General features: G+C 32.5%; 7 protein-coding genes and 1 tRNA gene. 4 read left to right on the forward strand and 4 right to left on the reverse strand.

Annotated elements, in window-relative coordinates; all coding sequences use genetic code 11:
• Window positions 1-113 precede the first annotated feature (113 nt).
• Window positions 114-1,502 (reverse strand): dipeptidase, encoded by a 1,389-nt coding sequence (locus ACXIHB_RS12395; protein ID WP_159489053.1) that lies wholly within the window; start codon window positions 1,500-1,502, stop codon window positions 114-116.
• A gap of 101 nt (window positions 1,503-1,603) precedes the next feature.
• Between ACXIHB_RS12395 and ACXIHB_RS12400 the strand changes: the two genes are divergently transcribed.
• Both ACXIHB_RS12400 and cls read left to right on the forward strand, forming a co-directional pair.
• Window positions 1,604-1,685 (forward strand) — tRNA-Leu (locus ACXIHB_RS12400).
• Window positions 1,686-1,873: 188 nt separating this feature from the next.
• Complete coding sequence (cls, locus tag ACXIHB_RS12405) at window positions 1,874-3,316, forward strand: cardiolipin synthase (protein ID WP_462098356.1); 1,443 nt, start codon at window positions 1,874-1,876, stop codon at window positions 3,314-3,316.
• An 85-nt stretch (window positions 3,317-3,401) separates the two neighbouring features.
• On the opposite strand, the gene ACXIHB_RS12410 is transcribed toward cls, so the two are convergent.
• Genes ACXIHB_RS12410 through ACXIHB_RS12420 form a run of 3 tightly spaced genes read right to left on the reverse strand, consistent with a single transcriptional unit; the run spans window position 3,402 to window position 13,274 of the window.
• The gene (locus ACXIHB_RS12410) at window positions 3,402-5,354 is read right to left on the reverse strand and encodes an OmpA family protein (protein WP_462098357.1); all 1,953 of its coding nucleotides are present in this window, start codon (window positions 5,352-5,354) and stop codon (window positions 3,402-3,404) included.
• Window positions 5,355-5,366: 12 nt separating this feature from the next.
• Window positions 5,367-6,302 carry a PorP/SprF family type IX secretion system membrane protein gene (locus ACXIHB_RS12415; protein ID WP_047790750.1) on the reverse strand — a complete coding sequence of 312 codons (936 nt, stop codon included), beginning with the start codon at window positions 6,300-6,302 and terminating at the stop codon, window positions 5,367-5,369.
• A gap of 15 nt (window positions 6,303-6,317) precedes the next feature.
• Window positions 6,318-13,274 (reverse strand): DUF7507 domain-containing protein, encoded by a 6,957-nt coding sequence (locus ACXIHB_RS12420; RefSeq protein ID WP_462098358.1) that lies wholly within the window; start codon window positions 13,272-13,274, stop codon window positions 6,318-6,320.
• Window positions 13,275-13,963: 689 nt separating this feature from the next.
• On the opposite strand from ACXIHB_RS12420, the gene ACXIHB_RS12425 reads away from it, so the two are divergent.
• Together ACXIHB_RS12425 and ACXIHB_RS12430 are read left to right on the forward strand one after the other, a co-directional pair.
• The gene (locus tag ACXIHB_RS12425) at window positions 13,964-14,452 is read left to right on the forward strand and encodes a GbsR/MarR family transcriptional regulator (protein ID WP_047790747.1); all 489 of its coding nucleotides are present in this window, start codon (window positions 13,964-13,966) and stop codon (window positions 14,450-14,452) included.
• 15 nt (window positions 14,453-14,467) lie between these two features.
• Complete coding sequence (locus tag ACXIHB_RS12430) at window positions 14,468-15,589, forward strand: efflux RND transporter periplasmic adaptor subunit (RefSeq protein ID WP_462098359.1); 1,122 nt, start codon at window positions 14,468-14,470, stop codon at window positions 15,587-15,589.
• Window positions 15,590-15,591: the final 2 nt, after the last annotated feature.

The following is a 15,591-nucleotide window of genomic DNA, read 5'->3' on the forward strand; positions in this document are numbered from 1 at the left end:
TCTACAAATGTAGAGATAAATTTTAATTCTACAAGTATAGAGTTTAAAATGTTGCAAAAAAAATAGCCTTGAGGGATTTTCAAGACTATCTTATTGATGTTATTAAAGATGAATTATTTTGATAATTCCGTAAAATATTGATAAAAATACGGAATGGTTTCAATTCCTTTTAAGTAATTCCACACTCCAAAATGCTCGTTTGGTGAGTGAATGGCATCAGAATTTAATCCGAATCCCATTAAAATAGTCTTACTCTTTAATTCTTGTTCAAATAAAGCAACGATAGGAATACTTCCTCCACTACGTTGTGGAATAGGAGTTACTCCAAAGGTTTCTTGGTATGCTTTACTTGCTGCCTGGTAACCAATATTATCAATTGGAGTTACATATCCTTGTCCTCCATGATGAGGTTTTACTTCTACTTTTACTGATTTAGGAGCGATACTTTCAAAGTGTTTTTTGAACAATTCAGTAATTTCTTCCCATTCTTGTCCTGGTACTAAACGCATTGAAATTTTTGCGTACGCTTTTGAAGCAATTACAGTTTTTGCACCTTCACCTGTATATCCTCCCCAAATTCCATTTACATCTAAGGTAGGACGGATAGAGTTGCGTTCGTTAGTAGTATAACCAGCTTCTCCGTGAACATCATCAATATCTAAAGCAGCCTTGTATTCTTCTAATGAGAAAGGTGCTTTCGCCATTTCATCACGCTCTTCACGAGACAATTCTTCTACTTTATCATAAAATCCTGGGATGGTAATATGATTATTTTCATCGTGTAATGAAGCAATCATTTGTGTTAAAATGTTGATAGGGTTTGCTACAGCACCTCCATATAAACCAGAATGTAAGTCTCTATTAGGTCCAGTAACTTCAACTTCTACATAACTTAATCCACGTAAACCAGTAGTAATTGAAGGAATGTCGTTTGCAATCATTCCTGTATCAGAAATTAAAATCACGTCGTTGGCAAGTTTCTCTTTGTTTCTAGGAACAAACCACGCTAAACTTTCTGAACCTACTTCTTCTTCACCTTCAATCATAAATTTCACGTTACAAGGTAGGTTGCCAGTATGAGTCATGTATTCTAATGCCTTTACATGCATATACATTTGCCCTTTATCGTCACAAGCACCGCGTGCAAAAATGGCTCCTTCAGGGTGAATGTCTGTTTTTTTAATCACAGGCTCAAAAGGAGGTGAGGTCCATAAATCGATAGGGTCTGCTGGTTGTACGTCGTAATGACCATAAACCAAGACTGTTGGTAAATTAGGATCTATTATTTTTTCTCCATAAACAATAGGATACCCAGGAGTTTCACAAATTTCTACTTTATCACATCCCGCTTTTTCTAAACTTTCTTTAACCGTATCAGCAGTATTTAATACATCTTGATTAAAGGCTGGATCAGCACTTACTGATGGAATTTTTAATAAATCGATAAGCTCATTAATAAAACGATCTTTATGTTGAGCTATATAATCTTTTACGTTTTGCATGTGTTGTATATTAATTAGCATCAAAAATAAGAAAAATAGTATACTTCTTCTTTGTAGTTTGCAAGTATTGTTTATATTTGCATCCACAATTTCAAAAGTACGCGGGCGTGGTGGAATTGGTAGACACGCTAGACTTAGGATCTAGTGCCGTGAGGTGTGAGAGTTCGAGTCTCTCCGCCCGTACTAATTTAAAGATAAAACCTTAATTCGTTTAGAATTAAGGTTTTTTGTTTTTAATACTGTAAAAACTAACTATTTCGGTTTTATTAATAACCTTTAGTTATGCAGTTGTGTTAGTTGAATTTTTTTATAACTGAGTCTCTTAGGTGTTAATATTTTAAATACCTTTAGCAGAAAAAGATACTTTTATTTTGATAACTACACTACTTATAATTTTATATGTAGCTATTATTGCTACAGTTGCTGTTATTATTATTAATACTTCAACACCACCAAAAGCAATAGCTTATCTATTTTTGCTGATTCTGTTTCCTGTAGGAGGTATTATTATTTATTTAATGGTTGGAATAAACCATAGAACGTATAAGTTATATAATAAAAAGTTAGAAGTAGACAAAAACATTTTCTTCGACCTTAAAGAGAAGCTAAAAAAGTATAATGAAAAAATACTATCAACGTCTAAAAGCCATTTAGGACATTTTTATAATCTGACGAAGTTTATACATAAAGAAAATATTTTAACTAGTAATAACAAAGTTAATTTACTAATAAACGGGGAACGTAAGTTTCCAGAAGTTATAAAAGTATTAAAAGCTGCAAAAAATCATATACATATAGAATATTATATTTTTCAAAATGATACTATTGGTAAGCAAATAGGAGATGTTTTAAAAGAAAAGGCTAAAGAAGGAGTTAAAGTACGTTTTATTTATGATGATTTTGGAAGTAAAGATATTCGTAAGTCGTTTGTGAAGTCTTTAATTGATAGTGGGGTGGAGGCGTACCCTTTTTATAAAATTAAATGGTTATTGTTAGCTAATAGAATTAATTATAGAAATCATAGAAAAATAATTGTAGTTGATGGAAAAGTTGGTTTTTTAGGAGGTGTTAATGTTTCTGAAAGGTATATTAATCCTAATAAATTTAATTGTTATTGGAGAGATACACATATTAAAATAGAAGGACTCGCTGTTTTAAACTTACAACGAGTTTTTTTAGCGGATTGGAATTTTTGTGCTAATCAAAATGTTATTATAGAGGAAGAGCTTTTTCCAGCGGGAGATCAAGTAAAAACAAATGAACATAAGCAATTAGTTCAAGTAATTTCTAGTGGACCAGATTCTGATCATCCAGACATTATGTATGCTCTTATTCAAGCAATTTTATTGTCAAAAAAAGAAATCTTAATCACAACCCCTTATTTTGTCCCGAGAACTTCTTTTTTAGATGCTCTTAAAATAGCTAGTTTGAGTGGGGTTACAATAAAACTATTGGTACCAAGTATTTCAGATTCGAAATTAGTTAATGCAGTGTCAAATTCTTTCTATAAAGAAGTGTTAGAAATAGGAGTGGAGGTGTATAGATATAAAAAAGGATTTGTGCACGCGAAAACAATTGTATTTGATGAGTTAGTTTCTTCTGTAGGAACAGCAAATTTAGATGAACGTAGTTTTGATTTAAATTTTGAAATTAACTCATTAGTTTATGATAAAGATTTTGCAAGTCAGTTGAAAAATGCTTTTATGGAAGATTTAAAAAACAGTGAGAAAATAGACTTACATCAATGGAATAGTAGACCTGTTTTAATACGTTTTACAGAGAGATTAGCTAGATTGTTAGCTCCTATTTTGTAGTTAAGTTACAAAAAGAGTAACGATAAAACTTCTTAAGAAAAAGAAGTTTTATCGTTATTTATTCTTCAAAAAGAGCTTTTTTGAGTTATTCTTTAATTATAAACATAGATCTACGATTCAGTTGATGTTCGTCTTCACTACACGTAGTTTGGTTATTACATTTGTTAATAAGTTTTGATTCTCCATATCCTTTTGCACTTAGCCTTGTTATATCAATTCCTTTTTTAAGAAACCAATCTAATGTAGCTTGTGCTCTATTTTCAGATAATCTTGAATTGTAAGAATCATTACCTCTAGAGTCTGTATGTGATTCTATATGAATTTTTAAAGTAGGATATTCTTTTAATGCGGCCAAAATTTTAGCCAGTTCAATTTCTGCATCAGGGCGAATATTAGATTTGTCGTAATCAAAATAAATAGGTTGTAACGTTAACTTACACCCTAAATCATTTGGAGGGCAAGGGTCAGAAAGCTCTAAAGCTAAAGGCATGTTTAGTTTAATAGGCATTTTAATAGTTTTTGGGTTGCTAGGGGTTTCTATAACTTTTTCTTTCGGAAAATATTTCTTTTTCTTTGCCCTTAGGGTATATTGTTCTTGGCAATCCAATAAGAAAGAAAAAGTAGCATCATTACCTACAGTCATTGTTTTTACTTCCTTGTTGTTACTATCTATTAAAGTAACTTCTGTATTTGGAATTAGTTCACCAGTTTTTTTATCAATCACAGGTCCTTGAATGGTGATTTCACAACGTTCCCAAATTTGATAAATATCGTCACTTTTACTACCTTCTTTACCATCACGATTAGATGTAAAATACCCTATTCTATCTTCTTTTATAATGAAGCCAAAATCGTCTTTTGAGCTATTTATAGGTTCTCCAAAAGTAGATATTTCACCATGAGAATCTTTTGTTAGTTTTGTAACAAAAATATCTAAACCTCCCATACCTGATGAATGCCCATCACTAGAAAAATACAAATCGTTATCGTCACTTACAAAAGGGAAAGTTTCCCTTTCAACAGTGTTAATCTTGTTACCAAGGTTTATAGGATTTGTATAAATGTCTTCTCCTAAAATTTTGACATACCAAATATCGGACATTCCTAAGCTACCAGGCATATCTGATGAAAAGTAGAGTTTGTCTTCTTCAGGGTTAAGGGCTGGATGTCCAACAGAGTAATTATCGTTGTTAAAAGGAAGTTCTTGTATATTTCCCCAAGTATTACCTTTTTTAGTGGCTTTATATATTTTGAGTCTAACAACATGATTTTTATCTTTTTTCTTTTTACCATTTAAATAATTATTCCTAGTAAAATACATAGTGTTTCCATCTTTTGTAAAAATAGCGGTAGATTCATGGTAAGGTGAGTTAATACTTCTGTTAAAAGCTTTTACTTTACCAAAGTTCATATCCTTATCTAAAGGAACTTGATATAAGTTAAGAAAAGGTTGCTTATCCCATCCAGCAAGCTCAGTAGGATGTTCTTTTGATAAAGTTGGATCTTTTCTGCTTGAAGCAAAAACAATATTATTGCCATAAAAGGCTGGACCAAAATCTGAATACTCTGTATTAACAGGAATTTTCTCTATTTCAAAAAGTTTATCCTGAACCCCTTTTTTAAATAAAGTGTCAGCAACATTTCTATAGGATTCTAAAGGGATGGCTTTACCTCCTTTTAATCTATAAATTTCCATGAGCTTTTCAGCCTCTTCAGGTTGATTAATGCTTTTTAAGCATTGAGCTGCTCTAAAATAATCAACTGTAAGGGCTTCATTTGGAAATCGGTCTATTAAATTGTAATACCATTTTGCGGCACTTGAATAATTACTATTAAAATAGTACGTATTTCCCAGTTTTCTATAAATTTCAGCTGATCCATAGTCTTCTTCAACGACCTTTAAATAGATTTTTTGTGCATCTATAAAATCATACGTATTGTATTTGATGTTTGCCTTTTCAACTAGTGCAATTTGAGTAAAAGCGTTTGTATTTGTTAAGGCAGTTAAAAAATAGAATATTAAATAATGCTTTTTCATGATATTAAGAGTTTAAAAGAATCTTGGTGTTAGTATGCGTTCAGGGTTATTAAAGATGTCAAATCTTAAAAAGAATTCATAAGAACCATTACTATGGTCTTCGATATCTGTAGTTTGAAAATCATATCCCATTCCTAAGAATAACTGATTAGTTATTTGAAACCCTGCCATGGCGCTAATTGCAGCATCCCATCGATAAGAGGCTCCAAGGGTAAATTTATTGTTGAACAGAAAATTTGCAGATAAATCGGCTTGCAGAGGAGATCCATTAACCCACTTAAACATAGTTGCAGGTTTGAGTTTTAGGTTTTCACTAATATCAAAAACATAACCCGCTATAAAGAAGTAATGTAAACGTTCTATGGCTATGGCATCTTCATTGTTGTTATTGACGCTATCTGAATTATAATGTTTTGAATTGAAAAAATTAGGTACTGATAATCCAAGATAGAGTCTGTCGTTATTATAGTAAATACCTGCACCTATTTGAGGTTGTACTTTTTTGTCAATGTTTTCTGCAAATTGCCAATCGTTTTCATCATATATGTTTAGTTTTGAGTAATCTACGTCTAGTATACTCAGTCCTCCTTTAATACCAAACGATATTCTTGAACGACCTGATAAAAGTAATGAGTATGCATAATCTATTGTAATACCTGTTTCGTTAGAAGGACCTATTTTATCATTAATAATAGAAAGTCCTATTGCGTTTCGTTTTAAGGTACCCAAAGGCATATTAAAAGTAAAAGTTCCGGTATTTGGAGCTCCATCAAATCCAGCCCATTGTGTTCTGTATAGTAACCCTAAACCAAGAGCATTTTTTGAACCAATATAACCCGGGTTTACAACTTGGGTGTTATACATGTATTGTGTATACTGTGGGTCTTGTTGAGAAAAACACACATTTACACTAATAATTATTAATAGTAATATAGAATAATGTTTCATTAGGTTTAGTGGTTTTTAGTTTCTTTTTAGATATAAATATCCTTTATCAGTCATGGCTTCTTGATCGGAGTTCCATCGTGTTAGTATATAGAAATAGGTACCTGTGGGTAGTTTTTGATCTTTACTAACTGTTGTACGTCCTTCAGAGATTCCTCTAAATAAATTTCCGTTAATTCCATAAGCATCAGTTTGATAAACTAAAACACCCCATCTATTAAAAACTTTTAAATTATTGTTAGGATAATTTTCAATACCATTAATGCGGAAGAAATCATTAGCCCCATCTTCATCTGGAGAAACAGCATTAAAAATTTCAAAAGGAATTTCTTCGACGGGTAGGTCTGTTATTGTAGGATCATCTGGATCACCATCATTGTCAATATCAATATCATCTAAATTATTTGGGTCGTCAGAAGTATCAGTTACAGAACCTCCTGAAGAGTCTTCAGCTGTAACCAATGCTTGATTGGTAACAGACTCGTTTGTTAAGTCTTGTTCAGTTATAACATAAATAGCAGTAAAGGTTGTACTATCAACTTCGCCAGGTAATAGTTGAGGAATGGTGCTACCGTTAATTGTAATTCCAGGTAAGTTATCTTGTAAAGTAATATTATATAAAACTGAATCTCCAGTATTGTATATGATAAAACTATATGTTATGGTTTCTCCAACATTAGCATATCCATTTCCATTAATATCATTAAAGGTGCTTACTTTTTCAAGAGAAATACTGTTATTAGGTTGACACAATGTAGTTTGGGTTTGATCGTCTTCAAGAATACTATTGTCATCAGATAAATCACTTACATTGTTACCGCTAATACTTGTACCTGTAACAGTTGCTTGATTACTAACAGAACCATTATCAATATCAGATTGTGTAATAGTGTAACTAGCAGAATAACTCCATGTTTCATTTATATCAAGTTGGTTGTTGCTATTGATATCACCTGAGGCAAGAGTAATTGTCCCGCCTAACATTGGGTCAGTTAGGATCACATTTGTAATAGTAGTGTTTCCTGTGTTTGTAAGAGTGAAATTATAAGTTATTGTTTCTCCTACATCGCTACAACCATCAGTGTCTTCATCATTGAAAGTAGCAGTTTTAATTAAGGCAATTCCATCAGACTGACATAGATTGGTTTGTGTTTGATCATCTTCAAGAGTACTATTATCATCAGACAAATCACTTACATTGTTACCACTAATACTTGTACCCGTAACAGTTGCTTGATTGGTTACTGAACCATTATCAATATTTGCTTGAGTAATTGTGTAATTGGCAGTATAACTCCAAGATTCATTAATATCAAGTTGGTTGTCACTATCGATATCGCCTGAGGCAAGAGTAATTGTGCCACCCAACATTGAGTCAGTAAGAACTACATTGGTAATGGTAGTGTTTCCTGTGTTTGTAAGAGTGAAATTATAAGTTATTGTTTCTCCTACATCGCTACAACCATCAGTGTCTTCATCATTGAAAGTAGCAGTTTTAATTAAGGCAATTCCATCAGACTGACATAGATTGGTTTGTGTTTGATCATCTTCAAGAGTACTATTATCATCAGACAAATCACTTACATTGTTACCACTAATACTTGTACCCGTAACAGTTGCTTGATTGGTTACTGAACCATTATCAATATTTGCTTGAGTAATTGTGTAATTGGCAGTATAACTCCAAGATTCATTAATATCAAGTTGGTTGTCACTATCGATATCGCCTGAGGCAAGAGTAATTGTGCCACCCAACATTGAGTCAGTAAGAACTACATTGGTAATGGTAGTGTTTCCTGTGTTTGTAAGGGTAAAACTATAGGTAATGGTTTCTCCGACATCGCTACATCCATCTGTGTTTTCATCATTGAAAGTAGCCGTTTTAATAAGAGCAATGCTATCTGATTGACACAGTGTAGTTTGTGTTTGGCCATCTTCAAGTATACTATCATTATCAGATAAGTCGCTTACATTGTTGCCACTAATACTTGTACCCGTAACTGTTGCTTGATTGGTCACTGAACCATTATCAATATTTGCTTGAGTAATTGTGTAATTGGCAGTATAACTCCAAGTTTCATTAATGTCAAGTTGGTTGTCACTATCGGTATCGCCTGAGGCAAGGGTAATTGTACCACCAAGCATTGGATCAGTAAGAACTACGTTGGTAATAGTAGTGTTTCCTGTGTTTGTAAGTGTGAAGTTGTAGGTTATCGTTTCTCCTACATCGCTACAACCATCACTGTCTTCATCATTAAAAATAGCCGTTTTTATAAGTGCAATACTATCGGATTGACACACTGTATTTTGTGTTGGGTCGTCTTCAAGCACACTATCATTATCAGATAAGTCTGTAACAACGACAGCTTGCGATGACTCTCCGCTTGCGGTAGCTTGATTCGTAATTGACCCGTTATCAATATTGGTTTGAGTTATGGCATAATCAGCTGTATAAATCCATATTTCACCTACATCAAGTGTGTTGTTTGTGTTCAGGTCTCCTGAATCTAATGTAACAGGTCCGCCTAATAAAGGATCATTTACAGTTACATTAATTAAACCAGTATTACCTTGATTTGTAACCGTCATTGTGTAGGTTATTGTTTCTCCGACATTGCTACAACCATCTGAGTTTTCATCATTAAAAGTGGCTGTTTTAACAATAGCAATGTCTGGTGCTTGACATAAATCAATCGTAGTGATATCATCTTCCAGGATACTATTGTCATCAGATTGATCACTAACTGTACCTCCAGAAACAGTACTAGCTTGGGCTGTAGCTTGATTTTGAACAAAAGTGTTTGTAATATCTAGCGGAGTAACAATATAAGAACCTGTATATATCCAAATTTCATCAACATCTAACTCATTGTCAGAGTCAGTATCTCCTGAGCTGTAAGAAACTGTAAGTAAAGGGTCGGTTACAACTATTGAGTTTAGTGTTGTGTTTCCTGTATTTATAACAGAAAGGGTAAAAGTTATTGTTTCTCCGTTATCGCTACAACCATCACCATTTTCATCATTAATGGTTCCTTGCTTAATAAGTGCAATACCTTCATTTTGACATAAATTGGTTACTGTAGGGTCGTCTTCTAGAGTATTGTTGTCATCAGACAAGTCGCTTACGTTAGTTCCTCCTGTACTTACTCCTGTTACAGTGGCTTGACCAGTAACAGAGCCATTGTCAATATCGTCTTGAGTGATAATATAGTCTAATGAGTATATCCATGTTTCATCAACATCTAGTTCGTTATCGCCATTAGTATCACCAGACTCTAATGTTAAAGGAGATGGAGAAATAGGGTCGGTTAATTCAACGTTTGTAATACTTACATTACCAGTATTGGTTACGGTATACGTATATGTAATTGTTTCACCTGGATTTGCGCATCCGTCACTGTCTGTATCATTAAAAATACCTTGTTTTAATAAAGCAATGCCTGCTTGTTGGCAAAAGGTTGAGTTAGTAGCATCTATATATCCACCGTAAACTTCAATTGAATTTACAGCGGCAACTAATGAGTTTACTGTTAATTGGATTTCGTCAAAACCTGTACTAGTATCAAAAGCTACAACGTAAAAACTATCTGTACTAGTAGGAGTAATATTAACTAGCCCTAGTGCTTCAAGAGCTAACAAATTATTTGCTGTTTGTTGTTCTTGTTGAACACCGTCAAGATAAGTTGTAATTGTGAGTGTGTTCAATAAATCTGCCTGAAGTAAGTCGTTTGTATCTCTAATTATAAAACCTGCTTGTGTACCAGCAGGGTAATCAACAAGTACATCTTGAACTGAAATTGAAGCGCTTCCAGCTACACCAGCCATAATATTTATGAGTGCATAATCAGAATTGTCTTCAGATATAATATTTACGGCATTATCAACTTCGCAAGCGATACAAGCAACACCGTCGGTTCCTGTATTTTCGTTGTTAATAATAACCGAACTACTAGGATTTGATATTACGTAAGGTTCATCACAGTTAATCGTTCCTGGACAGAAAGATTGAAGTACCATTCCATAAACTCTGGTACTACCTAGGTTTAAAGAAAGAGTTTGTGTCATAGAAAGTTGTACTTCATCAAAAGGAGCTGTAGTAATAAACCCTAATCGTACAGATTCACTTCCCGTTAATAATAAACCAGAATAAATTGGGAGCAATTCGGTTGTGCCTGTTTTAGATTCAACAAGTGTTCCGTCTAAATAAGTTGAAATGGTTATAGCATCAAACAATTGAGTGTTTAAAAGTGTAGTATTTTCAATATCAAAACCAGCAAAAGTATTTGCGGTGTAATTGGTAATTTCATTTTTATAGGCTATAGTAGCTGTGCCTGCAACACCTGCTAATAAATTTATAGAAGCATAGTTTGAAGTATCAGAATCGATAGCATTATTTGTGTTGTTAACACTTCCTAGTGTTAAAAGTCCTCCAGTTCCTGTGTGTTCTTCTACAGCTCTTACAGGAAAGTTTGGTTTAGTAAGTTGGGTAGCGGTATTACAAGCTAACTCAGGTCCTTCACAAAATCTATTAGTTACGGCAGCATAAACATTAGTTGTTGAAGCAACTCCTGCTAAACTTGAAATAGAGATTTCAACAGCATCATAATTCATAGAGGTGTAAAAGCCGACATAAAATTGATCTTGACCTAAAATAGGACTGTCTAAAGCAAGTAAAGAAGTACTTGTGTTAGTTTCTTGTTGTACACCATCAAGATAGGTTGTTATTGTAATAGCATTTAAAAGATTGGCTTGAAGAATGGAAGTGTTTTCTATTAAGAAACCTGCATAACCACCCGATTCGATAAACTCGCTAGCTGTATTGTCAGTTACAGTTAATGTATGTGTTACTCCAAGACCAATAAGTGTTGATACAGAAGCAAAGTTAGAAAGATCTGTGTCTATAATGTTGCTAGCATCTGAAATGCCACAACCTACTACACAGAGTCCAGAAGTGTTTTCATCTACTATTAAATCTGTAAAATTATCATTTGTTATTGCTACAGGATTTTCTGTATTACAGGGGATGGGATATTGTACACCATCTGTATAAATAATATATTCTGCAGTAGATTGACATCCGTTAGCATCTGTTACTGTTACATTGTAACTTCCTTGAGTTAATCCAGAAATAGAAGAAGATGTTTGGCCTCCGGGGTTCCACAAATAAGTGTAAGGAGGAGTTCCTCCAGATACGGATAAAGAAATGCTTCCATCTGAAGCTCCGATAGAGGTTTCTTTTGTTGTGTTACCTGATATTTTTATGGAATTGTCTACATAACTACCATAAACCTCAATGCTATTAATAGTAGCAGCGAGTGAACTAACTGTAAGTTGAACTTCATCATATTCAAGTGAAGTAGAAAAGCCAACCAAATAAAAACCATTAGTTGTAGAAGGAGTTATATTTATTAAACCTAATGCTTCGAGAGCTAATAAATTGTTTCCAGATTGTGTTTCTTGTACTGAACCATCTAAATAAGTTGTTATGGTTATAGAATTTAATAAATCTAATTGTAAAAGGTCATTTGTATCCCTAATAACAAAACCAGCAGCGCTTCCAGAAGGAAAGTTACTTAGAACATTTTCAACTGAAATAGAAGCTGTACTTGCAACACCAGCAGTTACATTTATCATAGCAAAGTCAGATTCACTTTCGCTAATAACATTTGTTGCGTTATCTACTTCACAAGCTACACAAGCTACTCCGTTTACACCAGTGTTTGTGTTATTAATTATTACAGGTTGAGAAGGATTTTTTAATAATGTAGCAGTATCACAGTTTAAATCCCCTTCGCTAAAAGCTTCTAATATAAGACCATAAACTCGAGTATTCCCTAAGTCTAAAGTAAGAGTTTGTTGAATGGATAATTGAGCTTCATCAAAAGGTAATGAAGTAACAAAACCTACTTGAGAGCGTTCAGTACCAGTAAATAATAAACCACTGTCTACCGATAATAATTCAGAGCTACCTGTTTTTACTTCCTGTTGAACACCATCTAAATAAGTTGTTATGGTAATTCCATCAAGTAGTTCAAGATTTAAAACAGAAGCATTTTCAATGTCAAAGCCTACATACGTTTGTGCAGGATAATTTGTCAGCTCATCTTTTATAGAAATACTTCCAGTAGCTATAACACCTAAAGTAAAATCAATACTAGTGTATGAGTTGCTATTAGAGTCTACCGCAGCATTAGTATTGGTTACGCTACCAACATTTAAAACACCTCCCATTCCAGTATGTTCGTCAACTACACGAGCAGGAAAATCAGGTTTATTAATCAAAGTAGGAGTATTGGGTTCTAAATTAGGGCCAACACAAAAACTATTAGTAACCGGATAATAAATATTAGTACTAGAAGCAATACCTGCTAAACTAGCTATTGAAACTTCAATGCTATCGTAGTCTAAAGTAGTGTAAAACCCCACGTAGAATTGATCATTATTTAATAGAGAACTACCAAGTGTTACTAACGAAGCTCCTGAATTAGTTTCTTGAGGAACACCGTTTAGGTAGGTTCTTATGGTAATAGCTCCTAGTAAATCTATTTGAGCAACAGAGCCATTTTCTATTAAAAAACCGGCATAGCTTCCTCCTTCAAAAAAATCATCCGTGGTATTATCTGTTACTGTTATTGTATGAGTTACACCTAAACCTAAAAGTGTAGAAATAGTAGTGTAGTTTGAAAGATTTGTGTCTGTCAAATTGTTGAGGCTTGAAATACCGCAACCCAATAAACAAAGTCCATTAGTATTTTCAGTTATAGTTAAATCAGTAAAACTAGATGAAGAGATAGCAACAGGAGCATCGGTATTACAGGGAACAGTAATAGGAGGAGAATAATTAATATTATTATTACTCGAATTTTCTTTTTTGACAAAAGAGGATAATACTAAGAGCAATAATATTAATTCAACAAATTTGAATCTTTTATAATTTTTTAGTAAGAGTAAATACGTTAGAGTAATTCTTTTCATAATAGTTGATTAGTTAGGTGTTATAAATAACTATCAAGCTTTAATTAGTGGTTGGTAAGCAAGGATAGTATTATGCGATTTGTAGTTTAGTAAACATGTTTAGTTTTTATTTACTAATACAACAAATAGTAATTCAGGTTTCTTTTTACAGAGCTATTAATAATTCTAAATAATAATTACTTACGAATTTCAGGTTAATGAAAATCTTAAAAGTAACTGTATAGTTAATTATTAGTATAGTAATATGTGGAATACGGATTAAGGAAAAACTAATAGTTTAATTATAGCTAACCTTTTGAATAAGAAAAAAAATAAATAATCATAACACGAGAGACTTAAATTAAAAATAGCTTAAACATATTCTCAGTAAAACTTAAAAAAGCTTACCTAGTTTACAACAGTTAATAATGCATTATTAACAGTCAACAGTATTTTAACTTTAAGGGGAGAAAAAATTATAACTTTTAATTACATCATAATAAATTTCTTTTAGATCTTTTGTGAAGATAGTGAAAAAAAACATTATAAACAAAAGAAAAAGAGATTGTTAGTAGCTTTTGTAAGCTTTGAAAATAGAGATGATAGAATAAAGGAAAGTGTATTAAGAATGTATTAACATTTTTTTAACTTCGATTAGTTCGGTTTGTTCCGAACTGAAGTTATTTTTGCATGGCAAATTTTTTATGGAGATGAATCAAGTAGAAAAGAAAAAATGTGAATTGGTAGAGAAATTGGGAATTTTTTTAGAAAAAAAAGAACAGTTAGCCCCAGTTGCAGCAAGAATACTTTCACATATTATTTTAACAGGAAAACAAGGAGCAACCTTTGAAGATTTAGTATCTGGTCTTTGTGCTAGTAAAAGCACAATTTCAACACATCTTAATCATTTACAAGGTTTAAAACAAGTAAGTTACTTTACAAAAACAGGTGATAGAAAAAAATACTTTATTCTAAATAGCGATACAATGCTAAAAGGAATAAGTAATATGATAGAAGAGTGGGAAGGAGAAAAAGAACTACACATAGAAGTTAAAGAATACAAAGAAGACATTAACAAAACTCTAAAAGAAGAAGATAGATTTGATCTTGATTTCCACGATAGTTTTATTGAGTTTTTAGATGGAGCAATTGCGTCTGTAACTAAATTAAAAGAAAAAATTATAAACCACAAACAATAACTATATATACATAAAATGAAATATCAACACATATACGGTATTGCTATTCTTAGCATTGTTGCATTATTTTTTACAAGTTGTGAAAAACAACAACAAAAACAACAACAAATGCCAAAGCTACCTTTTCCAGTAGTAAAGGTTGCAAAAAAGTCAATAACAAATTACCAACAATATCCTGTAACTATTGAAGGAGAAGTAAATAGTGAAATAAGACCTAAAGTTTCTGGATATGTAAAAAACGTTTTGGTAAAAGAAGGTCAAAAGGTTAAACAAGGACAATTGTTGTTTAAGTTAGAAACACAATCATTAAGTCAAGATGCTGAAGCGGCAAAAGCAGTTGTAAACACTGCACAAGTAGAAGTTAATAAGCTAAAACCATTAGTAGAAAAAAACATTATTAGTCCAGTACAATTAGAAACGGCAAAAGCTAATTTGGCTCAGGCTAAAAGTACATATAATAGTGTTATAGCTAATATTAACTACGCAAATATAAAAAGTCCTGTAAACGGGTTTGTAGGTTCAATTAATTACAGAAAAGGTGCTTTGGTAAGTGCACAAAGTGCAATGCCACTTACAAAAGTAGCTTCTATAAAAAATGTATATGCATATTTTTCTATGAATGAAAAAGAGTTTTTAAACTTTATCTCTTCCGCTGAAGGAGAGACAATGGATGAGAAAATAAACAAGTTACCACCAGTAAAATTATTATTAGCTAATGGTAAAGAGTATGAGCAAACAGGAGCCATTGAAACCATTGCTGGTGATATAAATCAGCAAACAGGAACTATCAGTTTTAGAGCAAAATTTGATAATAAAGCAGGTTTGCTACGTAATGGAAGTAGTGGTACAATTTTAATACCTCAAGAGCATAATGATGCGTTGGTTATACCATCAGAATCTACATTTGAGCGTCAAGGTAAGGTATATGTTTATATCGTAAATAATGATTCTTTGGCAGAAAAAACTATTGAAGTTGAAGCCCAAATAGGAAAGCTTTATGTAGTAAAATCAGGGTTAACAACAGAACAAACAATCTTAGCTAAAGGCTTAAATAAAGTTCGATCTGGAGCAAAAATAAAACCTATTCCTACGCCTTTAGATAGCATAGTAAATTCATTCGATACGGTGTTTAAATAATT

It is taken from the genome of Tenacibaculum sp. IMCC1 (assembly GCF_054906355.1).

Bases quoted from the DNA above. Each gene is read 5' to 3' on its own strand.
- ACXIHB_RS12410 (WP_462098357.1), bottom strand. From the start codon at position 5,354: ATGAAAAAGCATTATTTAATATTCTATTTTTTAACTGCCTTAACAAAT.
- ACXIHB_RS12420 (WP_462098358.1), bottom strand. From the start codon at position 13,274: ATGAAAAGAATTACTCTAACGTATTTACTCTTACTAAAAAATTATAAA.
- ACXIHB_RS12395 (WP_159489053.1), bottom strand. From the start codon at position 1,502: ATGCAAAACGTAAAAGATTATATAGCTCAACATAAAGATCGTTTTATT.
- ACXIHB_RS12430 (WP_462098359.1), top strand. From the start codon at position 14,468: ATGAAATATCAACACATATACGGTATTGCTATTCTTAGCATTGTTGCA.
- ACXIHB_RS12415 (WP_047790750.1), bottom strand. From the start codon at position 6,302: ATGAAACATTATTCTATATTACTATTAATAATTATTAGTGTAAATGTG.
- ACXIHB_RS12425 (WP_047790747.1), top strand. From the start codon at position 13,964: ATGAATCAAGTAGAAAAGAAAAAATGTGAATTGGTAGAGAAATTGGGA.